The sequence below is a fragment of the Rubrivirga marina genome (assembly GCF_002283365.1).
GTDB lineage: Bacteria > Bacteroidota > Rhodothermia > Rhodothermales > Rubricoccaceae > Rubrivirga > Rubrivirga marina.
In genome coordinates this window covers 2,778,350-2,804,466 of record NZ_MQWD01000001.1, presented here as the reverse complement: position 1 = coordinate 2,804,466, position 26,117 = coordinate 2,778,350, and the positions used below count along the sequence as shown (strand labels likewise).

General features: G+C 72.0%; 24 protein-coding genes. 13 read left to right on the top strand and 11 right to left on the bottom strand.

Annotation, left to right across the window (positions count from 1 at the left end; all coding sequences use genetic code 11):
- Positions 1–5 precede the first annotated feature (5 nt).
- A complete protein-coding gene (gene obgE, locus BSZ37_RS11695) occupies positions 6–1,019 on the bottom strand; it encodes a GTPase ObgE (protein WP_095510722.1) in 1,014 nt (337 codons plus the stop codon).
- A 127-nt stretch (positions 1,020–1,146) separates the two neighbouring features.
- On the opposite strand from obgE, the gene rnhA reads away from it, so the two are divergent.
- From rnhA to BSZ37_RS11680, 3 genes are all read left to right on the top strand, one after another.
- Positions 1,147–1,629 carry a ribonuclease HI gene (gene rnhA / locus BSZ37_RS11690; RefSeq protein WP_095510721.1) on the top strand — a complete coding sequence of 161 codons (483 nt, stop codon included), beginning with the start codon at positions 1,147–1,149 and terminating at the stop codon, positions 1,627–1,629.
- A 61-nt stretch (positions 1,630–1,690) separates the two neighbouring features.
- Entirely contained in the window at positions 1,691–2,209 is a 519-nt protein-coding gene (locus tag BSZ37_RS11685; RefSeq protein WP_095510720.1) for a TRAP transporter small permease subunit, read from the top strand.
- Between the two features lie 45 nt (positions 2,210–2,254).
- Positions 2,255–3,553, top strand: coding sequence for a TRAP transporter large permease (locus tag BSZ37_RS11680; protein WP_095512378.1), 1,299 nt, complete (start codon positions 2,255–2,257; stop codon positions 3,551–3,553).
- 59 nt (positions 3,554–3,612) lie between these two features.
- Here BSZ37_RS11680 and BSZ37_RS11675 read toward each other — a convergent pair whose 3' ends face one another.
- Complete coding sequence (locus BSZ37_RS11675) at positions 3,613–4,755, bottom strand: TRAP transporter substrate-binding protein (RefSeq protein WP_095510719.1); 1,143 nt, start codon at positions 4,753–4,755, stop codon at positions 3,613–3,615.
- Positions 4,756–4,888: 133 nt separating this feature from the next.
- Between BSZ37_RS11675 and BSZ37_RS11670 the strand changes: the two genes are divergently transcribed.
- Complete coding sequence (locus BSZ37_RS11670) at positions 4,889–5,497, top strand: hypothetical protein (protein ID WP_095510718.1); 609 nt, start codon at positions 4,889–4,891, stop codon at positions 5,495–5,497.
- Here BSZ37_RS11670 and BSZ37_RS11665 read toward each other — a convergent pair.
- Positions 5,494–6,105, bottom strand: coding sequence for an IMPACT family protein (locus BSZ37_RS11665; protein WP_095510717.1), 612 nt, complete (start codon positions 6,103–6,105; stop codon positions 5,494–5,496). The genes BSZ37_RS11670 and BSZ37_RS11665 overlap by 4 nt on opposite strands.
- A gap of 65 nt (positions 6,106–6,170) precedes the next feature.
- Here BSZ37_RS11665 and BSZ37_RS11660 point away from each other — a divergent pair, with 65 nt between their 5' ends.
- A complete protein-coding gene (locus BSZ37_RS11660; RefSeq protein WP_095510716.1) occupies positions 6,171–8,657 on the top strand; it encodes a DUF5916 domain-containing protein in 2,487 nt (828 codons plus the stop codon).
- Positions 8,658–8,723: 66 nt separating this feature from the next.
- Here the strand turns inward: BSZ37_RS11660 and BSZ37_RS11655 are convergent, their stop codons facing one another.
- The 3 genes from BSZ37_RS11655 to pssA are packed head-to-tail and all read right to left on the bottom strand — an operon-like array spanning position 8,724 to position 10,068.
- A complete protein-coding gene (locus BSZ37_RS11655; protein WP_095510715.1) occupies positions 8,724–9,035 on the bottom strand; it encodes an ATP-dependent Clp protease adaptor ClpS in 312 nt (103 codons plus the stop codon).
- A gap of 2 nt (positions 9,036–9,037) precedes the next feature.
- Entirely contained in the window at positions 9,038–9,304 is a 267-nt protein-coding gene (gene purS / locus BSZ37_RS11650) for a phosphoribosylformylglycinamidine synthase subunit PurS (RefSeq protein WP_095510714.1), read from the bottom strand.
- A gap of 26 nt (positions 9,305–9,330) precedes the next feature.
- On the bottom strand, positions 9,331–10,068 hold the full coding sequence (gene pssA / locus BSZ37_RS11645) for a CDP-diacylglycerol--serine O-phosphatidyltransferase (protein WP_218830485.1): 738 nt from the start codon (positions 10,066–10,068) through the stop codon (positions 9,331–9,333).
- Between the two features lie 1,171 nt (positions 10,069–11,239).
- Between pssA and BSZ37_RS11640 the strand changes: the two genes are divergently transcribed.
- Positions 11,240–12,016 carry a hypothetical protein gene (locus BSZ37_RS11640; RefSeq protein WP_095510712.1) on the top strand — a complete coding sequence of 259 codons (777 nt, stop codon included), beginning with the start codon at positions 11,240–11,242 and terminating at the stop codon, positions 12,014–12,016.
- Positions 12,017–12,023: 7 nt separating this feature from the next.
- Here BSZ37_RS11640 and BSZ37_RS11635 read toward each other — a convergent pair whose 3' ends face one another.
- Both BSZ37_RS11635 and BSZ37_RS11630 read right to left on the bottom strand, forming a co-directional pair.
- Entirely contained in the window at positions 12,024–12,980 is a 957-nt protein-coding gene (locus BSZ37_RS11635) for a M28 family peptidase (protein WP_095510711.1), read from the bottom strand.
- Positions 12,977–14,683, bottom strand: a complete 1,707-nt coding sequence (locus tag BSZ37_RS11630) for an aminotransferase class V-fold PLP-dependent enzyme (RefSeq protein WP_179299594.1) — start codon at positions 14,681–14,683, stop codon at positions 12,977–12,979. The genes BSZ37_RS11635 and BSZ37_RS11630 overlap by 4 nt, the downstream gene beginning before the upstream one ends.
- A gap of 105 nt (positions 14,684–14,788) precedes the next feature.
- Between BSZ37_RS11630 and BSZ37_RS11625 the strand changes: the two genes are divergently transcribed.
- Positions 14,789–15,646: a TraB/GumN family protein gene (locus tag BSZ37_RS11625; protein WP_095510709.1), complete on the top strand. Its 858-nt coding sequence runs from the start codon at positions 14,789–14,791 to the stop codon at positions 15,644–15,646.
- A gap of 48 nt (positions 15,647–15,694) precedes the next feature.
- On the opposite strand, the gene BSZ37_RS11620 is transcribed toward BSZ37_RS11625, so the two are convergent.
- The 3 genes from BSZ37_RS11620 to asd all read right to left on the bottom strand — a co-directional run bounded on the left by BSZ37_RS11620 (position 15,695) and on the right by asd (position 18,509).
- A complete protein-coding gene (locus BSZ37_RS11620; RefSeq protein ID WP_095510708.1) occupies positions 15,695–16,888 on the bottom strand; it encodes a DNA polymerase III subunit in 1,194 nt (397 codons plus the stop codon).
- A gap of 83 nt (positions 16,889–16,971) precedes the next feature.
- The gene (locus BSZ37_RS11615; RefSeq protein WP_095510707.1) at positions 16,972–17,451 is read right to left on the bottom strand and encodes a GNAT family N-acetyltransferase; all 480 of its coding nucleotides are present in this window, start codon (positions 17,449–17,451) and stop codon (positions 16,972–16,974) included.
- On the bottom strand, positions 17,448–18,509 hold the full coding sequence (gene asd, locus BSZ37_RS11610) for an aspartate-semialdehyde dehydrogenase (RefSeq protein WP_095510706.1): 1,062 nt from the start codon (positions 18,507–18,509) through the stop codon (positions 17,448–17,450). Before asd ends, BSZ37_RS11615 begins: the two co-directional genes overlap by 4 nt.
- 456 nt (positions 18,510–18,965) lie before the next feature.
- On the opposite strand from asd, the gene folD reads away from it, so the two are divergent.
- From folD to zwf, 6 genes are all read left to right on the top strand, one after another.
- On the top strand, positions 18,966–19,853 hold the full coding sequence (gene folD, locus BSZ37_RS11605) for a bifunctional methylenetetrahydrofolate dehydrogenase/methenyltetrahydrofolate cyclohydrolase FolD (protein ID WP_095510705.1): 888 nt from the start codon (positions 18,966–18,968) through the stop codon (positions 19,851–19,853).
- A complete protein-coding gene (locus BSZ37_RS11600) occupies positions 19,853–20,929 on the top strand; it encodes a mechanosensitive ion channel family protein (RefSeq protein ID WP_095510704.1) in 1,077 nt (358 codons plus the stop codon). Before folD ends, BSZ37_RS11600 begins: the two co-directional genes overlap by 1 nt.
- A gap of 88 nt (positions 20,930–21,017) precedes the next feature.
- Positions 21,018–21,782: a DUF481 domain-containing protein gene (locus BSZ37_RS11595; protein ID WP_095510703.1), complete on the top strand. Its 765-nt coding sequence runs from the start codon at positions 21,018–21,020 to the stop codon at positions 21,780–21,782.
- Between the two features lie 103 nt (positions 21,783–21,885).
- A complete protein-coding gene (locus tag BSZ37_RS11590) occupies positions 21,886–22,749 on the top strand; it encodes an SDR family oxidoreductase (protein ID WP_095510702.1) in 864 nt (287 codons plus the stop codon).
- Positions 22,750–22,871: 122 nt separating this feature from the next.
- Entirely contained in the window at positions 22,872–24,458 is a 1,587-nt protein-coding gene (locus BSZ37_RS11585) for a GMC oxidoreductase (RefSeq protein ID WP_218830484.1), read from the top strand.
- A gap of 133 nt (positions 24,459–24,591) precedes the next feature.
- Positions 24,592–26,058, top strand: a complete 1,467-nt coding sequence (zwf, locus tag BSZ37_RS11580; RefSeq protein WP_095510700.1) for a glucose-6-phosphate dehydrogenase — start codon at positions 24,592–24,594, stop codon at positions 26,056–26,058.
- Positions 26,059–26,117: the final 59 nt, after the last annotated feature.

Sequence of the window (26,117 nt, the reverse complement as noted above, 5' to 3'; positions counted from 1 at the left end):
CGGCGCTACTCGGCCTCGGCGCGCTCCTGCTCGACGAACGTCCACAGCCGCTCCTTGAGCCGGTCGAGGCCCGTGCGCGCGACGGCCGAGACCGGGATCACCTCGACGCCGTCCGGGAACGTGGCACGCGCCTGCTCGACCCACTCCGCCGCGAGGTCCGGCCCGACGATGTCCATCTTCGTCAGCGCCACGAGCCGCGGCTTCGCCATGAGGTGCGGGCTGAATGCCTCCAGCTCATCGAGGAGCGTCTGATACCGGGCGCCCGGCTCCTCGGAGTCGGCGGCGACGCAGAACAGGAGGACGGCGTTGCGCTCGACGTGCTTGAGGAACTGGTGGCCGAGCCCGCGACCCTCCGAGGCGCCCTCGATGAGGCCGGGGATGTCGGCCACAACGAACGAGCGCCAGTCGCCGAGGTAGACCATCCCGAGGTTCGGCTCGAGCGTCGTGAACGGGTAGTCGGCGATCTTGGGCTTCGCCGCCGAGAGGGAGCTGACGAGCGTGCTCTTGCCCGCATTCGGGAAGCCGACGAGGCCGACGTCGGCGAGCAGCTTGAGCTCGAGGATCACGTCCCGCTCCTCGCCCGGCTCGCCGGGCTGGGCGTAACGGGGCGCCTGGTTCGTCGAGCTCTTGAAGTGCGTGTTGCCGAGGCCGCCACGGCCGCCCTGCGCCAGCACCACGCGGTCGCCCTCGTTCACCACGTCGCCCAGCACCTCGCCCGTCTCGGCGTCCTTCACGACGGACCCCAGCGGCACGCGGAGCACGATGTCGTCGCCGGCCTTGCCCGACTTGCCGGATCCGCCGCCCGGCTCGCCGCTATCGGCAAAGTGGTGGCGGTTGTAGCGGAGGTCGAGGAGCGTGTAGAGCGACGGGTCGCCCTGGACGATCACCGACCCGCCCGGGCCGCCGTCGCCGCCGTCGGGCCCGCCCTTGGGCTCGAACTTCTCGCGCCGGAAGTGGACGCTCCCCGCCCCGCCCTTCCCGCTCCGCACGGTGATGGTGACGTAGTCGACGAACTTCATCGGGGGATCGGGGATGGAGGGAGTGGATGGATCCGGGAGCAGTCCCCGGCCGCGGAAGCTTAGCCCGACTTGCACGAGGCGACCGTGAGGCCCCCGCTAGCTTCTGCTCTCCGCCCCTCCATCCGGCATGTCCGATCCCGCCTCCCTCAAGACCGTCACCATCTACACCGACGGCGCGTGCTCCGGCAACCCCGGGCCGGGAGGTTGGGGCGCGACGCTGATCTACGGCACGCCGCCCGACGAGGTCACGCGCGACCTGAAAGGGGCCGAGCCGGAGACCACCAACAACCGGATGGAGCTGACGGCCGCCGCCGAGGCCCTCGAGGCGCTCCGCGAACCGTGCCACGTCCGGCTCCACTCGGACAGCGCCTACCTCATCAACGCGTTCAAGGACCGCTGGATGGACGGGTGGATCAAGCGGGGCTGGAAAAAGTCCGACAAGTCGCCTGTCCTCAACCGCGACCTCTGGGAGCGGCTGATCGCGCAGGAGCAGCGGCACGCGATCGAGTGGGTCAAGGTGAAGGGCCACGCGGGCGTCCCGCTCAACGAGCACGTCGACGGGCTGGCCGTCGGCGCGATGCGAACGATGATGGCCGAGGCGGGCCTCTAGCCGGGTCGCTCCGCCTCGGCGCCGAGGCGGAGGAGACCGCGCCGTGCGGTAGGTTCGGGGGATGCGGAATCGCCTCCTCCTCTGGGCCGATCGACTGAGCGCCGCCGTCGGGTGGGTCTCGGCCCGCCTCGTGGTCGTCATGGTCGCGGCCGGCGCGCTGGGGGCGCTGCTTCGGTACGTCGCCCCGCTTCTCGGGATCACGCCCGCTCTGAACGCCATCGGCGACGTCCAGTGGATGGTATTCAGCGCAGTGTTCTTGCTCGGCGCCGCGTGGGCACTGGCCGAGGACGCCCACGTCCGCGTCGACGTGCTCTACGCCCGGCTGTCGCCGCGACGCCGCGCGCTCGTCGACTTGATCGGGACGCTGGGCCTGCTCCTCCCCTTCTGCGGCCTCCTCCTGTGGGCGTCGTGGCCAGGCGTCATGGAGTCGGTCGCGATCCGCGAGGGCGCCCTCGACGCGGGAGGGCTGCCGCGGTGGCCCGTCAAGCTGCTCGTCCCGCTCGGCGTGGGGCTCCTCGCGCTCCAGGGCGTCGCGCAGGCCGTCAAGGCCGCGGCCGCGCTCCGCCCGCCCGACGCCTAGGTGGACGCGCTCCTCAGCCACCTCGCCGACTGGCTCGGGCCGATCATGGTCGGCGTCGTGCTCGCCCTCGTCTTCTCGGGCTACCCCGTCGCGTTCGCCATCGGCGGGGCGTCGGTGCTGTTCGCGCTCCTCGGGCTGGCGACCGGCTACTTCGACCCGCCCTTTTTGCTCGCGCTCGCAGATCGGGTCTTCGGGATCATGCAGAACCCGGTGCTGCTGGCGGTCCCGTACTTCATCTTCATGGGCGTCGTGCTCGAGAAGAGCCGGCTGGCGGAGGATCTCCTGACGACCGTCGGCGCCCTCTTCGGCCGCGTGCGGGGCGGGCTGGCGCTAGCCGTCGTGGTGGTCGGCGCGCTGCTCGCGGCGGCGACGGGCGTGGTCGGCGCGAGTGTCGTGGCGATGGGGGCGATCGCGCTTCCGGTCATGCTCCGCCACGGCTACCGGCCGTCATTCGCGGCCGGGACCGTGGCCGCCTCAGGCACGCTCGGGCAGATCGTGCCGCCGTCGATCGTGCTCATCGTGCTCGGCGACCAGCTCGGCGTCAGCGTCGGCTCTCTCTTCGCGGGCGCGCTCGTCCCCGGGCTGATGCTGGCGGTCCTGTTCGCCGGCTACGCGGCGTTCGTGGCGTGGCGGAACCCCGAGGCGGCGCCCGCCCTGCCACCCGAGGAGCGGTCCGAGCCGGGCTGGGCGCTCGCGCGGCGCGTGGCGACGGCGCTCCTGCCCCCGCTCGTCCTGATCCTCGTCGTCCTCGGGAGCATCTTCGCGGGGGTCGCCACGCCGACCGAGGCGGGCGCCCTCGGGGCCGTCGGCGCGCTCGGGCTCACCGCGATCAACCGACGCCTCTCCCGGCCGATGATCTGGGACGCCGCCCGGTCGACAGCCTCGCTGACGACGATGGTCGTCGTCCTCCTGATCGGGTCGACCGCGTTCGCGCTCGTCTTCCGCGGGCTCTACGGCGACGTCTGGATCGAGGAGGCCCTCGTCGGGCTGCCGGGCGGGCGCGTGGGCCTGCTCGTCGTCGCGAACGTGCTCGTGTTCGCGCTGGGGTTCTTCATCGACTTCTTCGAGATCGCCTTCATCGTGGTCCCGCTGCTCGCGCCGGCCGCGGCGGCGCTCGGCATCGACCTCGTGTGGTTCGGCGTGGTCCTCGGGATGAACCTCCAGACGTCGTTCCTCACGCCGCCGTTCGGGTTCTCGCTGTTCTACCTCCGCGGCGTCGCGCCGCCCGAGCTGTCGACGGGCCAGATCTACCGTGGGGCCCTCCCATTCGTCGCGCTCCAGCTCATCGCGCTCGCGCTCGTGATCACATTCCCGGAGCTCGTGCTGGCGTTCTCGGGAGACTGACGGCCGACTCGGCTCGGGACGCGCCCGAGGCCGGCCGCCTCGGGCGCGCGGCGGGGGGCTCAGGCAACGCGCGGCCCGCGTCCCCCCGACCCGTAGGCCTGCGCCATCGTCCGCTCGGCGAGGTTGAACCAGCGGTCGGTCGCGGCCTGGAAGTCGCGGTAGCTCTGCAGCAGCTCGCGGGAGTGTGCGTCGTCGGCGGCGTTGTCCATGAGGGCGCGCGAGGCTTGGGCGGCGGCGGCCATCACGTCGGGCGGAAACGGGACGGCCTCCACGCCGCGGTCGAGGAGCGACGCCAGCGCCGGCGCGTTGAGCGCGTCGTACTCGCTGAGCATGATCGCGTTGACCTCGCCCGAGGCCGTCTGCAGGGCCTCCCGATAGCTCGGCGGCAGCCGGTCCCACTCGGACCGGTTGACGTAGAACGAGAGCCCGGCCGACGGCTCCCACCAGCCCGGGTAGTGGTACGTCTTCACGACGCGGTAGAAGCCCATCTTCTCGTCGTCGTAGGGCCCGACCCACTCTGTCGCGTCGATGGCACCCCGTTCGAGGGCCCCATAGATCTCGCCGCCCGGCAACGTCTGCGCGATGACACCGAGCTGCTCCATGGCCCGCCCGCCGAGGCCGGGGATCCGCATGGTGAGCGCGCGGAGGTCGGAAAGAGAGCGGACGGGGCGACGGAACCAGCCGCCCATCTGCGTGCCCGTGTTGCCGCCGAGCAGGCCGACGACGCCGAACGCGTCGAGCGTCCGCTGCGTGAGCTCGCGGCCGCCGCCGTGCCGCATCCACGCGTCGTGCTGGCGGGCCTGCATGCCGAACGGGACGGCCGTGTCGAACGTTAGCGCGGCCGTCTTGCCGAGGTAGTAGTAGCCGGCCGTGTGGCCGATGGGGACCGAGCCGGCCTGGACGGCGTCGAGCACCTGGAGCGGCGGAACGAGCGCGCCGCCTTCGTTCGGCTCGATCTCGAACCGGCCGTCGGTGAGCGCCGCGACGCGCTGGGCGAGGTGCTCCGCGGCGCGGTACAGGATCTCCGTTGAGCGCGGGAAGCTCGACGCGAGCCGCCAGCGGACGCGCGGGCGGGTGACGATGGCCGGGCCGCCGGCGGCGGCGCCCGTCTCGCGGCGGCCATGCCCAGGACCGGGGCCGCACCCGGCGAGGGTGGCGCCCGCCCCGAGGGCAGCGGCGGAGACGAAGCGGCGGCGGTCCATGCGTTCGGACGGAGGGGCTGGAAGGGTACGCACGGTGTGCGAGGCGTCCATCTCCTCCTCCCGGGTGACGCCGTTCGGCCCCCTCCCCCGTTCTGGCAGTCCGTAATCTGTGGCCCCTCGAATCGATCACCCCATGTCCGGTCTCCGCTCGCTCGCCGTCCTCGTTCTCGCCCTCGGGCTCTCGTCCTGCGATCTGTTCGGGGGCCTCGACGTCGTGAGCCCGACGCAGGTCTACACGATCCCGCCCTTCGAGCGGACGACGCTCGACCTCGCCAGCGAGCTCGGCATCGAGAGGGAGTCGTCGTTGTCGTTCCGCGTCGAGAGCGAAGGCGGCAGCGTCACGGCCGACGTCCAGTTCCCCGACGCCCTCGTGGTCACCCCGATCGCCGTCGGCTTGGGGACCGTCACTGTGCAGGCCCTGCTCGGCGGCTCGGCGGAGGGCGCGGCCACCTTCCAGTTCGACGTCGAGGACCCCGGGCCGCTCCCGTCGCCCGAGCGCGCGGTCGTCGCCCGCGACGGGCGCATCGATCTCGACGTGGCCCCCCTCTTCCGGCCGGTCTCGGGGACGGAGTACGTCGTGCTCGGGACGTCGGGGCCCGTGTCGGCGTCCATCTCCGGCGGCTCGCTCCTCTCGATCTTCCCCACCGGTCTGGGCGACGGGTCGGTGACGGTGAGCACGACACGGTTCGTGCCGCAGCGGCTGATCGTGCCCGTCCGGGTCGTCGAGAGCGACGGCCTCTAGGGGTCGCGGACCTCTCCTCGGCCGGCGGTCGCCTCGACGAAGGCGGCCTTGAGCGCGTCCGCCTCCGAACGGCGAACGCGGAGGACCAACTCGGTTCCGTCGGGTGAGTACGTCTGGTCGGCCACCTCGGCGTCGAACCGGTCGAGCAGGCGCATGGCCGGCGCGGTGTCGTCGAAGGCGAACCCGAGGCGGACGGGGACGCGGATCGTAACCGTCCGGAGGCGGGCGGCGTCGAGCGCGAGGCCGGCCGCCTCGGCGTAGGCCCGGGCCAGCCCGCCGACGCCCAGCTTCGTCCCGCCGTAGTAGCGCGTGACCACGACGACCGCGTGGAACAGGCCGCGGCCCTCGATCTCGCGGAGGATCGGCGGGCCGGTCGAGCCCGAGGGCTCACCGTCGTCGGAGGAGCGGGGCGCCGGGGCGTCCGGCCCGAGACGGTAGGCCCACCCGTGGTGGCGTGCCGCGTGCTCCTGCTGGCGGACGGTCTCGACGTGCGCGAGGGCCTCCGCCGCCGTGGCCGCCGGGAACGCCGCGCCGATGAACCGGGAGCCCTTCGTTTTGGGGGGCTCTGCACGGGCGGCGGCGGCCAGCGTTCGGAACGTATCGGTCATGGGTCTCGGCCAGTGCAACTCGCCGGCCGGGCGCCCCGTCCGCGTCGTGCGTTCGCCCCCAAGCTATGGCCCTCGCCACCGTTCTCGCCGCCCTCCTCGCCCTCGCCCCGCCCTCCCTCCGGGCCGGCACCGCCGACGCCGTCGCCGTCGACGGCGTGCTCGACGAGCCCTCCTGGGCCACGGCCGAGGTCGCCGACGGGTTCACCCAGTTCCGCCCCGACGAGGGCGCGGCCGCCACCCAGCGGACGGAGGTCCGGATCCTCCGCGGCCCCGACGCGCTCTACGTCGGGGCGGTGATGCACGACGACAATCCCGCTGGGATCCGGACGACGCTCAGCCGCCGCGACAACCCCCAGGGCGACTTCTTCCTCGTCGCCATCGACGCTTACGGCGACGGGCGCTCGGCCTACGAGTTCGCCGTCACGGCCTCGAACGTCCAGTTCGACGCCGTCAACACGGGGCAGAACGAGGACGCGTCGTGGGACGCCGTCTGGGCCTCGGAGACGCGCGTGACGCCAGAGGGCTGGACGGCCGAGCTGTCGATCCCCTACTCGCAGCTCCGGTTTACGGGCTCCGAGCCCACATGGGGGGTCAACTTCGTCCGGATGGTCCGCCGGCTGGAGGAGCAGACGTTCTGGGTGCCGCTGACCCGCGAGCGCGAGGCCAACTTCCTGGAGGACTTCGGCCGGCTCGAGAATGTCGCGGACGTCGATCCGAAGCGGATCCTCCAGGCCCTCCCGTACTCCCTGGCGAGGACGAACCGGTCGGAGGCCGAGGCTCCCGGCACGGCCCAGGTCGACATCGGCTCCGAGATCGGCGCCGACCTCAAGGTGGGCCTCGCCTCGAACGTCGTCCTCGACGTAACGGTCAACCCGGACTTCGGGCAGGTCGAGGCCGACCCAGCCCAGCTCAACCTCACGACGTTCGAGCAGTTCTTTTCGGAGCGACGGCCGTTCTTCCTGGAGGGCACCCAGATCTTCGACCTCGACTACGCGTCCGGCGACGGCGCGCTCCTCTACACCCGGCGGATCGGCGGCTCCGGGCCCATCATCGGCGCGGCCAAGCTGACGGGGCGGACCGACGGCGGCCTCTCGTTCGGCGCCCTCGGCGCCGCCACCGGGTTCGACCTCGACCCGTCGCGGGCCTACGCCGCCGCGCGGCTCAAGCAGGAGCTCCCGCGGCAGAGCTTCGTCGGGCTCGGCGCCACGGCCTTCTCGTCGTGGGACGAGTCGCAGGCGCCCCGCAGCGCGGCCCTCGCGGCCGACTGGGGCTTCCGCCTGTTCGAGTCGCGCGACTGGCTCTTCGAGGGCACGGCCGCCACGACGGCCCGCGACGCCGACGACGTCAACGCCGACCTCGGCTACGCCGTCTACCTCGGCCTCGACAAGGTCCAGGGCTACGTCAAGCCCGGCTTCGGCGCCCGCGTCTACTCCGACCGGTTCGACCTCAACGACGTCGGCCGCTTCCGCCAGGCCGACCTCGTCTCGCTCCGGGGCGGCACCAGCCTCCTCTGGAACCGCGGCGAGCCCGTGGGCCCGTTCCGGCGGCTCGAGTCGTTCGCCTTCGGCACGCAGGAGTGGCGCTACACCGACGGCACGAACCGCGGCTTCAGCGGGACCGTGCGGACCGGCGGGCAGCTCCTCGGCTTCCAAGAGGTCGGGGCGCAGCTCCAGGCGTTCGGTCTCGGCGGCTACGACGTCCGGGAGACGCGCGGGCTCGACCCCGTCGCCCACGTGACCGGGATCGCCGCCAACGTCGACTTCGGCACCGACAGCCGGCGCCAGTTCCGGGCCTACGCCGGCCTCGGCGCCGCGGTCTACGAGGACGGCGGGACCAACCACTCGCAGGAGGTCGGCGTCGACTGGATCGCGAGCGACCGGCTCACGCTGTCGCTCGGCGGCTACCTCGAGACCGGCGCCGACGTCCGGGCGTGGGTCACGAACGAGGGATTCGTCGAGACCGCCGACGGCCTCGCGGTCGGCCCCAAGGCGGACCTGCCGGGGCAGCTCGACCCGTCGACGCTCGTCCCCCTCGACCTGTCGCCCGAGGCGGGCGCGGCCCTGTTCGACGGCGTCCCGCCGGTCCTCGGCGACGACGGCGCTCCGATCGGGTTCTACCGGCCCATCTTCGGCGCGCGCGACACGCGCTCGGCGAGCCTGACCACGCGCGCCAACCTCCTCTTCAGCGCCGACCTCTCACTCCAGCTCTACGGTCAGCTGTTTTCAGCCCGGGGCCGCTACGACGACTTCCGCCTCCTCGCCGCCCCCGACGACCTCCGGCCGTTCGATGCGTACCCGCGCCGCCGCGACTTCGCGTTCTCGGACTTCAACCTCAACGCCGTCCTCCGGTGGGAGTACCGGCCGGGCTCGTCGCTCTACGTCGTCTGGGCCCAGTCCCGCGGCGACTCGGCGTTCGAGGACGTCCTCGTCGACGACGACGGGGGGCGGACGTCCCCGTTCGGCGTCTCGACACCCCGTCAGTTCCGGGACACCTTCGGCGCCTTCCCCGACGACACGGTCCTCATCAAGCTGAGCTACCTGTTGATGCGGTGACAGGGGCGTGCCGAACGAGGTAAGGTCCGTTCTGCCCGTTTCCACTTCCCGGGAGCGGCGCGAGTCCTACCCCTCGATCTCTGTCACGAGTTGGATCTCGCGGAGGACGCCCTGGACGCGGAAGCAGTCGAAGAAGTCGCCCTGGTAGACGCAGTCCTTGCCTCGGGTGTGGACGGTCCAGGCGTGGCGCTCGCCCTGCTCGGCCGTGCAACCGATGGCCTTCATGAGCTGGAGGATGACCTCCTCGAAGGTGTGGATGTCGTCATCGTACAGGATCACACGCCACGGGGTCTCGACCGCGACGTCCGTCTCTTCCTCGACGACCGGGGCGACCCCGGGGGTCGCCGGCTCGGCCGCCAGCGGGTCCGCCGGGTACATGCCTAGGCCGCCTCGGTCTCCGTCGGGACGAGGGCGAGGATGGTGAAGTCCTCCGTGACCGGGTTGGCGAGGAGCTTCTCGCACGCCTGGCGGACGGTCGCCTCGGCCAGCTCGGCGCTCTCGGCCTCCACCTTCATCTCGAAGAACTTCCCGGTCCGGACGTCCTGAACCGACGGCATCCCGAGGTCGCGGACGGCGGCGCGAATCGCCTTCCCCTGGGGGTCGAGGATGGACGGGCGGAGCGTGACGCGAACGTGGGCGGTGTACATCGGCGGGGGGAGGGCGGGGCCAAAAGCTACGGTTCCTCCACGGGCTCCGCGTCCGGATCCTCGACCGTCGCGACGCGGATCGCCCACATGAGCGCCCGCCCCAGGCCCCACCCGAGGTAGATGATGGCCGCCGCCAGCAGGCCTTCCTCCTGGAACACCACGCCGAGCAGCATCGCCAGCAGGAAGAGGAGGAACCGGTAGCGGTAGGCCCGGAGGTTGGCGGGGTTCGGCTGCGGGAGCGCCGGGAACGAGATCGGCGACACCATGAGCGCCGAGAGGCCGACTACGAGCGTGATGAGGACCGAGAGCTGGGGCCGCGCGAGCACGTCGAACCACGGCCGCTCGATGAACGTGAGAATGAAAACCACGACGGTCCCCGCCTGGGCCGGGATCGGGAGGCCCGTGAACTCAGTGGTCTTCACGCCGGCCTCAGCGAGCGAGTTGAACCGCGCGAGGCGGACGGCCCCGAACAGAGCCGGCAGGCTGGCGAGCAGGCCGCCCCACATCGACCCGAGTTGGTGGAGCCCGAAGACGTACAGCAAGAAGCTCGGCGCGACGCCGAACGAGACGACGTCACTGAGAGAGTCGAGCTCGACCCCGAACTCGCCCGACACGCCCACGAGACGGGCCATGAGGCCGTCGAGCAGGTCGAAGAACGCCGCCAGCACGACGAGCCACGCGGCGGCCTCGAGGTTGCCGGCGGCCGTCTGGATCAGCGAGAAGAACCCGGCCAGCAAGTTCATCAGCGTGAAGAAGTTGGGCACCGCAGCGCGCGCGCGCTGGCCGGACCTCCCGTCCGACGCTCGACGGGCACGGAGCACGGGCCCCCGCCGGCGGCGGCGCCCGACACCTCTGGAGCTCTCACTCGTCGTCGTTGGGGTCTCCATCACGCCCCCTCCGCGTTCGCCAGCCGACGGTACCGACGGCTGATTCCGGAGGGCGCCCCTCGGCTGATCAGGTGGGCCGGGGCGAGCGGCCGGAGCGTGAGGTCGTCGGGAGGAGGCACGGGGTCGGGGAGCATCGACGTCCTAAACGCCGCGTGCGGGGCCCCGCGTTCCGCCCGCCTCGGCGATGGCGCGACCGAGGCCGACCCGCCGGGCGCCCGAAACAGTGAACGGGGGCCCACCGCAAGAGATGGGCCCCCGTTCGGGCTCCTCTGAGTGGTTCGCCGTTCCGCAAGCCGTAGCTCCGGTCTGGCGTCCCGTGTGCGTCGGCCGATGGCGGCCGTCGTGGACCGTCCGAGGACCGCGGTGAACCGCGGGCTCGGCTGGCGACGACATGAATGGCCACCACGGGGCGACGGGTCACGTCGGGGACGAATCCCCGGGCTCCCGCCGCTCGTGCTGACACCTCCTGTACGGAACAATCGGGGCGTCGCGGTCGGGCCGAAGCCTCGTTGCGACGTCTCACCCACGGCAGCCCACCGCCGAAGCGGTCGGTGCCGTCCCGCCAGGCCGAAGCCCGGCGGGGCGCGCGGTGCGGATCAGATGCCACCTCCGGGTCGGTCACCCGTTTCACAGGGGTCTCGAGAAATCCGGAGCACTTCATCTGAGGCACGGCCGGCTCGCCAAGTCGCCCCTCGGGTCTGCGATAAAACTGACCGTTTGGGGAGGCCGCCCGAAGGCGGCCGGAGGGCGACGAGCCCGCTGCGTCGGCAAGGCCGACGCCGGTGCGCGCAGGGCATTCCGCGAGGAAGCCCTCGTGCAGCGTATGACGCACTAGCTCAAGGAACGTGGCCGCGTGTGCGGCCGTCTGCCCGAAGGCAGTGACCCATGGTACCGTGGAGATCAGGGGGAGTCAAGATGAACGGACCGTTAAGTTGCCCACATCTCCACACTCATCCACATGGAGCCCTGCCCGTTTGGGGCCGTCGTCCCGATGGTCACCCGAGCCCACTCCTCCGATCTCTTTCCCGCCCAACGGCCTCACCCCTCGATGCGCATCTTCTTTCTTAGCCTCGGACTCCTGCTCGCCGCGTGCACCGACCCGTCGAGTCCCCGCCTCGAGACGGCCGCCGACAGCCTCGCCTTTCGCGTGACCGAGTCCTCCGGCGGGCTCGCGGCATGGAACGAGCTTCCCGGCATCGCCTTCGAGTGGGCCGTGGTCCGCGACTCCTCCGAGGTCGTTCGGACTCGCCACGTCTGGGACAAACAAGGCGACCGGGTCCGGTCGGAGTGGCCGGGCGGCGGCGACAGCGTATTCGTGGCCGTCTTCCAGCCCTCCCGGTTTGATGAGGACGCGCCGGAGGGCGAGGTGGCGCTGAACGGCGTCGCCCTCGTCGGGCCTGAGGTGGCCGAGAGGCTGGTCGAAGCGAACGGACGGTTCGTCAACGACGGCTACTGGCTGCTGGCGCCCCTCAAGGTGCTCGACCCCGGGGTCCGCCGCGCGGTCGAGGCGCGCGACGGCGCGGACCGGCTCGCGCTCTCGTTCGACGGCGTCGGCCTGACGCCGGGCGACCGCTACTGGATCGAGGTCGACGAAGTGTCGGGCGCGATGACGGGGTGGTCGTTTCTCTTGGAGAGCGGCAATGAGGGCCGGTTCCAATGGGTCGAGCCCGTCACCCTCGACACGCCTGGCGGACAGATCACGCTCTCGCGCATGAAGGTGTCCGACGACGGCGGCGTCATCCTCACGGAGCCGACGCCACTCCTCGACATCGACGAGACCGAGTTCACGGACCTCACGCCCCGCCTCGGCCAGTCCGCGCTGTAACCGCCTGCTACTCGGATTCCGGCCCCCAGACCATCGCCACGACGACGCGCCCCACCTGCTCGAGGCTCTCGGGGCTTACGCGCGCCGGGGTATCCGACGTCGTGTGCCACGTGTCCGGGAACGGCGTATGGATGAGATCGACGACCGGGATGCCGTTGCGGAGGAACGGGACGTGGTCGTCCTGGATCGCCGCGCCTGCCTCGTCCACGAACGCCGTCGCCCCGACGCGCCGAGCGGCGGCCCAGACGCGGTCCACGACCTCGGGCGCGTAGCGGACGGAGTAGCCCTCCTTCGGAATTCGGAGGTTGGTGTCACCGACCATGTCGAGCAGGATCCCCCACTCGGGCCGGTACGTCGGGTTGTGGAGGACGAACATCTCGGACCCCATCGCGAACGGGACTCGCTGCGGCGCCGGCACCGAGGGGTCGATGGTGCCGAGGTCTTCGAGGTCGAACAACACGACGTCGACGCCGACGCCCCGCGTGAGCGGGTGGAGGTCCAGGAGCCGCGCGACCTCGAGGAGCACCGCGACGCCGGAGGCGCCGTCGTTGGCTCCGAGGACGGGCTGGAGGCGCTTCGTCGAGTCCGGGTCGTTGTCGGCGACGGGCCGCGTGTCCCAGTGGGCCGCGAGGAGGATGCGGCGCCGGAGGTCGGGCTGCCACGACGCGATGATGTTGGAGCCCGTGAACGCCCGCGTCGTGTCGCGCGGGTCCGGGATGCGGAGTTGCTGCTCGACGACCTGATCGGCGTAGACCTGGAGACGCTCGACGAGCCAGACGCGGGTCGAGTCGTGCGCCGGCGTGCCCGGCACGCGCGGACCGAAGTCGGTCTGGGCCTCGACGAGCGCATAGGCGCGCGAGCCCTGGAACTCGGGCATGGGCTCGGGCTGGCGGAGCCACCAGACGAGGGCAGCGACGGCGACGAGGGCGAGGACGACGCCCCCGACGATCAGACGACGGCTCACGCGGGCAGAGCGAAAAACTGGAGGTCCACGAGGTCGTCGGCGAGGCGGCGGCTCACGTCGAGGGGCGGCAGGCTCTGCGCCAACGCCTCCGCTTGCCGAAGCGCCGCCGTGTACAGGCGCTCCCGCTCTTCGCCCGAGGCGGTCCGCCCCACGCCCGAGGCGGCCCCGGCCACCAGCTCCCCCAGGTCGAGCGTCGGCGCGGCCGGCCGCTCGCGTCGGATCGTCCAGTCGCCCGAGGCCACGTCGAAGTCGTAGAGCGCCAGGAAACGGGCGCCGTACTCGGCCACGAGCTCGACGGCGCGGAGCAGGTACTCCACCTCGGCGTCGTCGTGGGAGTAGTGGAAGCCGACGCGGGCCCAGCCGGGCTTCAGCCCGTGGATCCCGTCGACGAGGCACTGGCGGTAGCGCGCGCTCCGCTGCGGCCCGATGTCGAGCAGCCGGTGGCCGTACGGGCCGGCGCACGAGCACCCGGCCCGGCTCTGGATGCCGAACAGGTCGCAGAGGAGGACCGTCACGAACCGTGGGTGGAGCACGCCGCCTAGCCCGTCGCGGACGTTGAACGAGACGATCGAGAGCCGGTCGAGGTCGGTCGGCCCGAGGATCTCGATCCGCTCGTCGCGGCCCCAACGGTCGAGGACGCGGTCGAGGTGGGCGTGCTCGCGCTCGCGGATGGCTTCCTCCCCCACTGCCCGCTGGACCTCCAGCGCGATCGCCGCGCGGAGCGTCTGGTAGAGGCCCGGCGTCCCGGCCGTCTCGCGCGCCTCGACGTCGTCGACGTAGTCGTGGTGGATCGAGTTGACGTAGACAACCGTGCCCCCGCCGCCGACCGTCGGCGCGAGGCCGTCGGGATAGAGGGCCTCGTCGAACACGAGGAGGCCCGCGGCGCCGGGGCCGCCGAGGAACTTGTGGGGCGAGAGGAAGACGGCGTCGAGCCGGCCCTCCGGGTCGCCCTCCGGCCGCATGTCGATCTCGATGTACGGGCCGGCCGCGGCGTAGTCGAAGAACGCGAGGGCGCCGTAGCGGTGGAGCACGCGGGCGATGTCGTGGACGGGAGCGAGCACCCCCGTCACGTTCGAGCCGGCCGAGAAGGAGCCGTAGAGCGTCCGCCCCTCCCACTGCGGGTCGGTGAGTTGCCGCTCCAGGTCGTCGAGGCAGACCTGGCCGCGCTCGTCGAGGCCCACCTCGACCACGGTGCAGAGCCCCTCGCGCCACGTGACCTCGTTGGAGTGGTGCTCGTACGGGCCGACGAAGACGACCGGGCCGCGCTCGCGGAGGTCGTACATCAGGCTCCCCGCGGCGTCCTCCCCGAGCGCGTCGGTGAGACGGATCCCGAGGTCGCGGAGCGTCGCCGGCGGGATCGCGATCCCGAGGATCTCCTGGAGCTTGTGGATGGCGGCCGTCGACCCGGCCCCGCAGCACACGACCTTCCCCGTTGGCCCAGCGTTCACGGCGCGCTTGATCGCCCGCTCCGCCTCGTGCAGGAGCGTCGTGGCCGCCCGCCCGGTGAGGCTGTCCTCGGTGTGGCTGTTGGCGTAGAGCGGGGCCAGCGACCGGAGGTAGTCTTCGACGAACGCCAGTTGGCGGCCGCTCGCCGTGAAGTCGGCGTAGACCAGCGGGCGCTCGCCGAACGGCGTCTGCACGACGGCGTCGGCGCCGAGCGTCTGGGCGCGGAGACCGGCGGGGGTGAGGGGCGGGAGCTCCATAACGGAAGATAGGACGGCACACGCGGTCTCCATTCCGGCCGTTGGTTGGAGCGCGTGAATCCCGCCCGCCCGCGGCGCCGCATATTGCGGCGTCCCCCGCCCCCCATGCGCCTCCTCCCCCTCGCGCTCCTCCTCGGCCTCCTCGCGCCCGCGTCCGCCCAGGACGACCCGCGCCGCCCGCCGCTCTACCTCGTCAGCCACGAGGGGGCCAAGGTGTACGTCCTAGGCTCGGTCCACGTCCTCCCCGTCGACGCGCTCCCCCTCCCCTCCCACGTCGAAGACGTGTACGCCGCCGCGTCGGTCGTCGCCTTCGAGATCGACCTCGCCGAGGCCGAGGAGCGGGCCTTCGAGTTGATCGGGGCGGCCACCGACGAGGCCCTCATCGGCGATCTGCTGGACGACGAGCAGCGCCACGCGCTCCACACCTCGGTCCGCTCGTTCGGCCTCCCCGGCCCGACGTTCGACGAGGTCGAGCCGTGGTTCGGGGGGATGAGCTTCGGGATGCTCACGCTCCGCGGCAGCGCCGAGGCCTACGGTCAGGGCGTCGACGCCTACCTCTACGAGCGTGCGTGGCTCGACGGAAAGGAGGTGATCGCGCTCGAAACGCTGACCGACCAGATCTCGGCGTTCGACGACCTCTCGGACGAGAGCCAGGTGGCGTACCTCATGGGCCTCGTCGCCAACGCGGAGGGCGCGGAGGCTGCGTTCAGCCTGCTCCTCGACGCCTGGGCCTCCGGCGACGAGGGCCGCCTGTCGGGCGTCCTCAGCGACGAACTCGCCCACCCCGAGGTCTACGAGTCCCTGCTCGTCCGCCGCAACCGGTCGTGGATGCCGGCGCTCGACTCGCTGCTGGGCCGCCCGGGCACCGTCTCGCTCGTGGTGGTCGGAGCCGGCCACCTCGTCGGCCGCGGGAGCCTCGTCGAGCTTCTCCGCGAGGCCGGCCACAAGCCCCAGCGACTCTAACGGCCCCGGTGCGTCCGCCTCGGCGTCGAGGCGGACGGAGCTGGGCCGTCACGCGGCGACGTCGAGCGGGGCGAGGAGACGGCCGGCGGACCGGCCGTGCATCGCGTCGCGGAGGGCAAACGACAGCGTCGTCAAGACGAGGCTGGCGTTGCCGTTGGCCTCGATGGCGTCGGTCGCCTCGGCGACGATCACGGCCATGGCGTCGAGGTCGGCGTCGGGCAACGCGGCGACGAACTTGTGGACGGCCTCGGCCTGGTCCACGTTGACGAGCGCCGCCTCGCGCCCGGCTGCCCGCGCCAGCACGAGGTCCCGGACCCACAGCGCGACGAGGTCGAGCCACGACTTGATCGACTCGCGGCCCAGCTTCGCCGCCCGCTCGACGACCGGCGCCACCTGATCGGCCCGGCCCGTGTACGCCTTCCGGACGAACTCGAGCGCCAGCGCCCGCTGCTCCTGCACCGACTCGCTGCCCCACACTTCGAGGGCGCGCGTGTAGGAGCCGTCGGCCATCCGCGCGATCACGCCGGCCTCGCCCGGCGCCACACCCGACCGCGACACGAGCGCCTCCTCGATCGTCTCCGGCGGCAGCGGGTCGAACCGGACGCGCTGGCAGCGCGAGAGGATCGTCGGGAGGACGTTCTCGACCCGCTCGGCCGTCAAGATCAGGACGACATCCGGCCCGGGCTCCTCGAGGAGCTTGAGCAGCGAGTTGGCCGCCTCCGTCCGCACCCGGTCCGCGTCGGTGAGGATGCCGACGACGTGGCGCCCCTCGACCGGGACGAACGTCATCTCGTGGCGGAGGAGCGTGTCGAGTGGGCGCTTCCGATGCTCGACCTGCTTGTTGCTCGGCCCGTCGCCGTCGAGCGCGCCCCGCTGGCGGTAGTCGACCGGCGCGTAGGGCTCGGCGGCCAGCCGGGCGAGGCGCTCGGCGTAGTCGTCCGGCCGGTCGTCCTTGTCAGCCTGCTTCGAGACCTTCGGGAACGGGAGGTAGACGTGGAGGTCGGGGTGGATGAGCCGTGCGGCCTTGGTGCACGCGAGGCACGTGCCGCAGGCGTCACTCTCGGGCCCGCCCGGCCGGCCTCGGCGCTCACAGAGGAGGGCCTGGGCGAAGGCGAGCGCCGCCGCCCGCGGCCCCGAGCCGGTCGGCCCGTGGAAGAGGTACGTGCCGGCGACGCGGTCGTGCGCGAGCGCCTGTTCGAGCACGCCGACGGCCCGGCGCTGGCCGATGACTCGGCTCCACATGGATCATGCGTGGGGTGTGACGGGGGAAGGGTACGAGCGTCTGGTGCCCGTGCCACATCGCACGCGCGTCCTTCTCCGATCCCTTACGGGTCTCCGATCGGAAGCGTCACGGTGACCGAAAAGTCCTCGCCCCCCTCGCGACTCCAGAAGGCCCGGCCGGCGGGATTCGAGGCGAGGATGCCGGCCTGGAGGTGCTCGGCGCCCTCCGCTCGCCCCCACGCCCGCGCCGCGTCGAGCAGCCGACGGGCGATGCCCGATCCGCGCGCCTCGGGTGCCACGTAGAGGTCGTCGACGTGGACGAACAGGCGCGGGCGGTACGTCGGCGCCGGCTGGTAGAGGTGGGCCGTGAGGAGGCCGACGGGGCGCCCGGCGTCGAAGACGAGCCAGATCCGGCTGCCGTCGGAGCGGGCCCAGTCGCGGAAGTCGGTGGCCCACCGACGCGACGCGTCGTCGGAGAGGCGGTAGCGCGGGTCGCGGGCCTCGTGCTCCCGATGGAGCGCCTCCCACAGCGGGAGCGCCACGGCGAGGTCCGACGGCCGGGCCTCGCGGATCGCGACGCTCACGCGGCCTGGGCCCGGGCGCCGGCTCCGATCCGCCCCTCCGCATGGAGCAGCTCGGCGTTGAGGATGGCGCCGCCGGCCGCGCCGCGGACCGTGTTGTGGCTGAGGACGACGAACTTGACGCCGAGCACCGGGCAGTCCTGGATCCGTCCGACGGTGACGGTCATCCCGCCGCCGAGGTGGACGTGCGTCCGCGGCTGCGGAGCAGTCGGATCGTCGGTGACGAGGAGCGGGGCCTCGGGGGCCGTCGGGAGGCCGCGGCCCGCGAGGGGGCTCGTCCAGCTCCGCAGCGTCTCGGCGACGTCGGCGGCACTCGGCGAACCGCCGAGGCGGACGGAGACGGCCTCGAGGTGGCCGTCCATGACCGGCACGCGGTTGCACTGCGCCGAGACCGTCACGTCGGCGCCCTCCACGCCGGCCTCGGTAAGCGTGCCGAGGAGCTTCTTGGTCTCCGTGGCCATCTTCTCTTCCTCGCCCCCGATGAACGGGACGACGTTGCCGAGCGCGTCGAGCGACGCGACGCCGGGGTAGCCGGCCCCGCTGAGCGCCTGCATCGTGACGACGTGGACGGCCTGGACGCCGTAGGCCTGGTGAAGCGGCGCGAGCGCCATCACGAGGCCGACCGTCGAGCAGTTCGGGTTCGTCACGATGAACCCGCCCGAGCCCCAGTCCTGCCGGTCGACGAGGGCGAGGTGGTCCGGGTTGACCTCCGGGACGAGGAGCGGGACCGTCGGGTCCATCCGGTAGTTGCGGGCGTTCGAGACGACGGCGTAGCCGCGGCGGGCCCAGTCGGCCTCGACGTCGCCGGCCACGCTCGCGTCGAGCCCGGAGAACACCACGTCGGCCTCGGGCGCGGCGTCGACACCCTCGACCACGAGGTCACCGATCCGCCCGTCCAGCGGCTCGCTCTGGAGCCACCGGGCGGCCTCGCGGTACGGCTTCCCAGCCGATCGTTCGGAGGCGACGAGCGAGACGATCTCGAAGAGAGGGTGCCGGGTGAGGAGGCGGACGAACGTCTGTCCGACGGCGCCGGTGGCGCCCAGGACGGCTGCGCGGAGCATGGGAGAACCGAAAGGGAATCCGCAAGATGGCCCGTCCACCGGAGCCCTCACGTGAAGGTTTGATTGGGGGAGGTCAGGGGACCAAAGCTGCCGGGATGCCTTCAATCGGTGGGGACCCAGCGCCTTCGCAGGCCGCCGCCACCTCGACCGTGTCATCCTGAGCATGGCGAAGGGCAAAGCCTGACGCGCAGTCGAAGGATCTCTGGCAAGTAGCACGCTCGGTATTGCTCTCGTTGCCAGCTTGAGACCTCGTCGCGGCAGAGATCATCGACTACGCCGCTGTGCGGCTCCGCTCAGGACGACAGAGGGACGAGACGAGTAATCATGCGGAGGCCCCCGGTCTGTCCGCCTCGGCGCCGAGGCGGGGACTCCCGCAGAAGGAACTGCGACGGAACGCGGCCCACCCCTCGATCCCATCCCTCGGTAGCTTTCGACACGCCCCACCGTCATCTCTCCATGGCCCATCTCATCGACGGCAAGGCCGTCGCCGCCGCCGTCCGCGACGAGGTCGCCGAGGGCGCGGCCGCGTTCGAGGCGGCGCACGGCCGGCGGCCCGGCCTCCGCGTGGTCCTCCTCGGCGACAACGCCGCGAGCCAGTCGTACGTCCGGGCCAAGGCGCGCGCGGCCGACGCGGCCGGCATCGACGCCGACACCCTCCTCCACCCCGACACGCTCCCCGAGGCGGACCTGCTGGCACTGATCGACCAGCTCAACGCCGACCCGGCCGTCGACGGGATCCTCGTCCAGCTCCCCCTCCCGGACCACATCGACGAGGCCGCCGTCATCCGCGCCATCGACCCGGCCAAGGACGTCGACGGGTTCCACCCCGAGAACGTCGGGAAGCTGGTGCTCGGCGAGGAGACGCTCGAGCCGTGCACGCCGGCCGGGATCGTCGAGATGCTCCGGCGGACGAACGTCGAGACCTCCGGCGCCCACGCCGTGGTCCTCGGGCGGAGCAACATCGTGGGCAAGCCGATGGCGTCGCTCCTGCTCCGGCGCGGGCTCGACTGCACCGTGACCGTCTGCCACAGCCGGACGCGCGACCTCGCCCAGGTCACCCGCCAGGCCGACATCCTCGTGGCCGCCATCGGCCGGGCCGAGTTCGTCACGGCCGACATGGTCAAGCCCGGCGCGACGGTCATCGACGTCGGCATCAACCGCGTCGAGGACGCCACGCGCGAGCGCGGCTACCGGCTCACGGGCGACGTCGACTTCGAGGCCGTCTCCGAGGTCGCCGGCGCCCTCACGCCCGTGCCCGGCGGCGTCGGGCCGATGACGATCGCGATGCTCCTCGCCAACACGCTCGAGGCCGCGCGCCGCCGCGCGACCCGGCCCGCCGGCTGATGCAGCCCGCCGCCGTCGACTCGCTCGCCGCGGAGGCCGACTCCCTCCTCCCCGACACGCTCGCGGCCGACTCCGCCGCGGCCGACACGTCGCAGGCCCTCGTCGACACGACAGGCGGCGTCGGCCGCCTCGGGCGCGACCTCGGCGAGGCCGCCGAGGCCGCCAGCCAGGGACGGTTCGACGAGGCGTTCGAGCGCATCGCCGACGGCCTGCTGGCGTTCGCCATCGAGAACCTCCTGCCGGCGGTCCTCCTCGCGGTCCTCTTCTGGGTCGTGCTTCGGGTCGTCGTGGGGCTCCTCGACCGGGCGCTCGGCCGGGCGAGCCGCGTCGACACCGGCGTCCAGCAGCTCATCCTCCGGTTCGCGCGCGTCGTGATCCTGTCGATCGCCGGGATCGTGGTGCTCGACGAGTTGGGCGTGGCGGTCGCGCCGTTCGTGGCCGGCCTCGGCATCGCCGGCATCGCGATCGGGTTCGCGGCGCAGGACACGGTCCAGAACCTCATCGCCGGCGTGACCATCATCCTCGACCGGCCGTTCCAGGTCGGCGACAACATCGAGCTCCACGACATCTTCGGGACGGTCGAGGAGATCACGCTCCGCACGACGCGCGTCCGGACGCTCGACAACCAGATGGCGATCCTGCCCAACGCGAACGTCATCACGGAGAAGATCATCAACCACTCGATGCTCCGGGCGCTGCGGATCGTGGTGCCGTTCGGGATCGCGTACAAGGAGAGCCCGCAGGCGGCGCGCGAGGCCGTCCTCGCCATCACCGAGGGCGACGAGCGGCTCCACCCGGACTTCCCGCCGGCCGCCGTCGTCACCGACCTCGGCGACTCGTCGGTCAACATGGCGCTGCGGATCCACCTCAAGGACCCGTCGATCGAGGTGCCGGTCCGGCTGGAGTACCAGGAGAAGGTGTTCGAAGCGCTCCGCGCGGCCGGCATCGAGATCCCGTTCCCGCACCTCCAGCTGTTTATCGACGAGGCCAAGGCGTTCGAGGGCACGCGCCTTCTGGCCCCGCCGCGGCCTCGCCCGGCGGACGACCGAGGCGAGGACCGCCGCGACCCCTCGTGACACGCACAGCCGTGCCACGGGGTATGTAGAGGCGTGCGGCCCGTTCGAGCAGGCCGTTCTATCCTCCGGACCTCTCTCGATCGTGCCCGTGCCGTTCCGACTCCTGCCGATCCTCTGCGCTGCGGCCGTCGCGTCGAGCGCCGTCGCCCAGGTCAACACCGAACGGATGCGGAAGCGGCTGGCCGACGACGCCGCGGCGCTCTCGTTCGACGCCTCGGCCGCCCTCGCCGCCGGCAACACGGACTACCTCCAGGTCGGCCTCGGAGGCCGGTTCGACGTCCGCCGGGGGCCCCACATCGCGTTCCTCGTCGGCCGGTACGACCTCGCCGAGACCGACGAGGAGGAGTACGTGAACCAGTCGTTCGCGCACCTCCGCTACAACCGCTACCTCCTGCCGGCGCTCGTCGGCGAGGTGTTCACGCAGGTCCAGCAGAACCGACAGGAAGGTCTGGAGACCCGGCTCCTCGGCGGGGCCGGGGTCCGGTTCGAGGTCGTCAACACCGACTCGATCGGCCTCGCGATCGGGCTCACGCCGATGCTGGAGTACGAGGTGCTCGACGAGGCGCTCGGCGGCCAGCAGGACGTGGTCGGCCGCCTGAGCACGTACCTCTCCGGGCGGATCGCCGTGTCGACCGGCGCGTCGCTCTCGACCGTGACCTACATCCAGCCGCGCGTCGACCGGCCCGAGGACGCCCGCCTCCTGAGCCAGCTCGCCGTCGAGGTCGCGCTGACGCGCGCCGTCCACCTCCGCGTCCGGGCCGACCTGCGGGTCGACAGCCGGCCGCCGCCGGGCGTCGAGGAGGTCGACTTCCGGATCGAGAACGGGCTCGTCGTCGTGCTGCCGGTGCCCTGAGGTCAGGAATCTCCCCGTCCGCGTCGGACGGCGCCAGACGGGAGCGCTTTCAGGAAACACTGAAAGTTCGGAGCCTGTTGGCCCGCCTCCTCCCCCCGCTTCCATGCCGGACCTCACGAACCGGACCGCCCTCATAACGGGCGCCTCCACGGGCATCGGCCGCGCGATCGCCGTCGAGCTCGCCCGCCGCGGCGCCTCCGTCGCCATCAACTACCCCTTCGAGCGCGAACGCGCCAACGCCGAGGAGACCCGCCGGCGCGTCGAAGCCGCGGTCCACGAGGCCGTCCACCTCGACGCCGAGGCGGGCGGAGTCGCGCTCGCCGCGTCCGACGCCGGCACCTGCACCCTCGTCAAGGCCGACGTGTCCCGCGAGAACGAGGTCGAGGCCATGTTCGAACAGGTCGCCGGGAGCTGCGGGACCGTCGACATCCTCGTCAACAACGCGGGGATCCAGATCGAGGAGCCGGCCAGCCACGAGACGACGGCGGCCCACTTCGACGAGGTGCTCGCCGTCAACCTCCGCGGCGCGTTCCTGTGCTCGCGCGAGGCGATCCGCGGCTTCCTCTCGCGCCGCACGGACGGGCCCAACCAGGGCGTCATCGTCAACGTGTCGAGCGTCCACCAGCGGATCCCGCGGCCGCACTACCTCGCCTACGCCATCTCGAAGTTCGGGCTCGACGGGCTCACGCAGACGCTCGCGCTCGAGTATGCCGACCGCGGCATCCGCGTCAACAACATCGCCCCGGGCGCGACGCGGACACCCATCCAGAGCTGGCTCGGCGACCCCGAGGCGACCCGGGTCGTGGAGGACCACATCCCGATGGGGCGGATCGCCGAGCCCGACGAGATCGCCCGTCTCGCCGCGTTCCTCGCCTCCGACGACGCCGCCTACGTGACTGGCCAGACCCTCTTCGCCGACGGCGGACTCACCCTGTACGGCGACTTCCAAGAGCCGTGGAGCGGGTGATCGTGGGGAAACGAGGAGTCGAGAGGCGGGAACAGCAGGCCTCGTTCAGATGACTGCGGGGTGCCCCCACGCGTCCGTTGACCACGTCGTACCGCGTCGTCGATAATCGGACGCCGACGTTTTTGCCCGTTCCCACTTCCCAGGTCCCGTTGCTCACCTACGACCTCTGCATCATCGGCGCCGGCGTCGGGGGTGGCGCCCTCGCCCGCGCTCTCGCCCCGACCGGCAAGCGGATCCTCCTCCTGAACCGTCTTGGCTCGCTCCCGCGGGAGTCCGAGAACTGGGACCCAAAGAAGCTCTTCACGGAGGACCGCTACAAGTCCGACGAGCGGTGGACCGACGACGCCACCGGCGCCCCCTTTCGGCCAGGGATGTACTACTGGCTCGGTGGTAATACCAAGGTCTACGGATCGGCGCTCCTCCGCCTCCACCCCAAGGACTTCGGCCCGCTCCAGACCCTGGATGGCCTCTCCCCCGCCTGGCCAATCTCGTACGACGACCTCGCGCCGTTCTATGACCGGGCCGAGCGGATCTACGACGTCCATGGCGCCCGCGGAGCCGACCCGTTTGATCCGCCGGCCAGCGGGCCGTACCCCCACCCCGCGATCCCGCACGACCCTCGAATCGAGGAGGTGGCCGAGGGGCTGCGCCGTCAGGGCGTCCAGGCGTTCGAGCTCCCGATGGGCGTCAAGTACAGCCACGAGGACCCCGGCGGCGGGGCGTTCGTGCTCCGCGAGACGTTCGAGGCCATGGGCCGCGCTGCGTTCGACGGCTACCCGGACCTCCTCCACCTCAAGGCCGACGCGGAGACGGCGACCGTCACGCCCGCCCTCCACTACGACAACGTGGACCTGGTCGTCGCCGACGTCACGCGGATCGGGACCGACGCGACCGGCCGGACCGTCACGCACGTCGAGGCGACGGTCGACGGCGAGCCCACGACGTTTCGGGCCGACGTGTTCGCCCTGTGCGCGGGGGCCGTCAACTCGGCCGCGCTCCTGCTCCGGTCCGCCTCGGACGCCCACCCGGATGGGCTGGCGAACGGCTCCGGCGCCGTCGGCCGCCACTTCATGCGGCACGTGACGTCGAAGTTCTACACGGCTGCCAGCGACACGCCGAACCCGACGCGCTTTCAGAAGACCCTCGCCGTCAACGACTTCTATTTCGGCGTCCCGGGCGACCCCGAATGGGAAGACGTCCCGCTCGGGCACATCCACCTCATGGGGAAGCACGCGGGCTGGCAGATCCTCCAGGATCTCGGCAAGGGAGCCATGACGCCCGCCGAGGCCGACGCCCTCGCCGCCCACTCCGTCGACTGGTGGGTGCAGACGGAGGACCTCCCGCTGAGGGACAACCGGGTCACGCTCGGGCCCGACGGCGGCCTCCGCGTTCGCTACACCGAGACGAACCGGCGGGCGCAGGAGCACCTCATGGACCGGCTCGAGGCCGCGCTCCGTCCGCTGGGATTCGACCGCTTCGTGCGGGTGGCGATGCCGCTGGGCGTCGTCAACCACCAGTGCGGGACGTGCCGGATGGGGAGGGACCCGGCCGCGAGCGTCGTCGACGTCTCCGGGCGGGCCCACGAGGTCACGAACCTGTACGTCGCCGACGCGAGCGTCTTCCCCTCGTCGGCCGCGACGAACCCCACGCTCACGATCGCGGCCAACGCGCTCCGTGTCGCGGAGCATCTCACGAGCGACGTCTTGTGACTCGGCGATCGCCAGCCCGGTCGGCCTCGGGGCCGCGTCGAGGCGGGCCGGGCGAATTCGACGGAGGGCGAACCTCGCCGCGGCGAACCCGCGGTGGGGCTCCGTCATTCACCCGGCCCCTCTCCCCGACCCGATGGACCCGCACGTCTTCGTCCTCTTCGGCGCCACCGGCGACCTGGCGGCGCTCAAGCTGTTCCCCGCGCTCTACCGCGTCTCGCAGCGCGACGGTGCCCCGCCGCCCGCCGTCATCGGCGTCGGCCGGTCGGACTGGGACGACACCACGCTCCAGGACGCCGCCGTCGACGCGCTCACCGAGGCGGACGTGGACGAGGGCGAGGCGCGCGAGTGGGCCGAGAGCGCCCTCCGCTACGCCCGCGTCGAGGCCTACGACCAGCTCGGGCCGGTCTTCGAGACGGCCGAGGCGTTGGAGGCCGAGCGCGGCCTCGACGGCAACCGCGTCTACTACCTCGCCCTTCCTCCCTCGACGTTCCCCGGCACCATCACGGCGCTCGGCGAATACGAGGAGGACCGTGGCACGGTCGGCGAGCACGTCCCCGACGACGCGCCGTGGGTCCGACTCGTGATCGAGAAGCCGTTCGGGCACGACCTCGCGAGCGCGCAGGAGCTCAACCGGATCGTCCACGAGCACTTCCCCGAGAACGCGGTCTACCGGATCGACCACTTCCTGGGCAAAGAGACGGTCCAGAACCTGCTCGTCTTCCGGTTCGCCAACGCGTTCTTCGAGTCGGCCTGGAGCCGGCGCGACGTGGAGCGAGTCGAGATCACGGTCGCCGAGACGAACGACGCGGCCGGGCGGGCCGGCTACTTCGACGGCGTCGGGACGATGCGGGACATGATCCAGAACCACCTCACGCAGCTGTTCTCGCTGACGGCGATGGAGCCGCCGGCCCGGCTCGACGCGGAGGGCATCCGCCGCGAGAAGATCAAGGTCCTCCGCTCGACGCGGACGGCACGCTCCAACGAGACCGTCCTCGGCCAGTACGGCCCCGGCGCGGGCCACGACGAGGGCTACCGTGACCACGAGGGTGTCCCGGAAGACTCCCGGACCGACACGTTCGCGGCCGTCCGGCTCCACCTCGACAACTGGCGCTGGCAGGGCGTCCCCTTCGTCCTCCGCACGGGCAAGCGGATGGCCGAGCGGCTCACCGAGATCGCCGTCGTCTTCCGTCGCCCGCCGATCACGCTGTTCCAGGCCTCGGGCGGCTGCGACCCCGAGCGGAACGTGCTCCGCCTCCGGCTCCAGCCGAACGAGGGGTTCACGCTCTCGTTCGACGTCAAGACGCCCGGCGACGGGTTCGGCGTCTCGACGCGCGAGCTCTCGTTCCGGTACGAGGACACCTTCGGCCCCTTCCCCGACGCCTACGAGACGCTCCTCCGCGACGTCGCCGAGGGCGACCCGACCCTGTTCGTCCACGCCGAGGAGGCCGAGGAGGCGTGGCGGATCTACCACGCGGTCCTCGACAACACCGACATCGAGGTCCACCCCTACGAGTCCGGCGGCTGGGGACCGGATGCGGCCGGCCGGCTCGTCGAGGCGCCGCCGCCAGAGGAGTCCGGCGAGCCCGTCGCGGACTGCTGACCTCGTCCACCTCGATCACCCGACGGGCCTCCCGAGGCGGACGCCCCCGTCGCGAACAC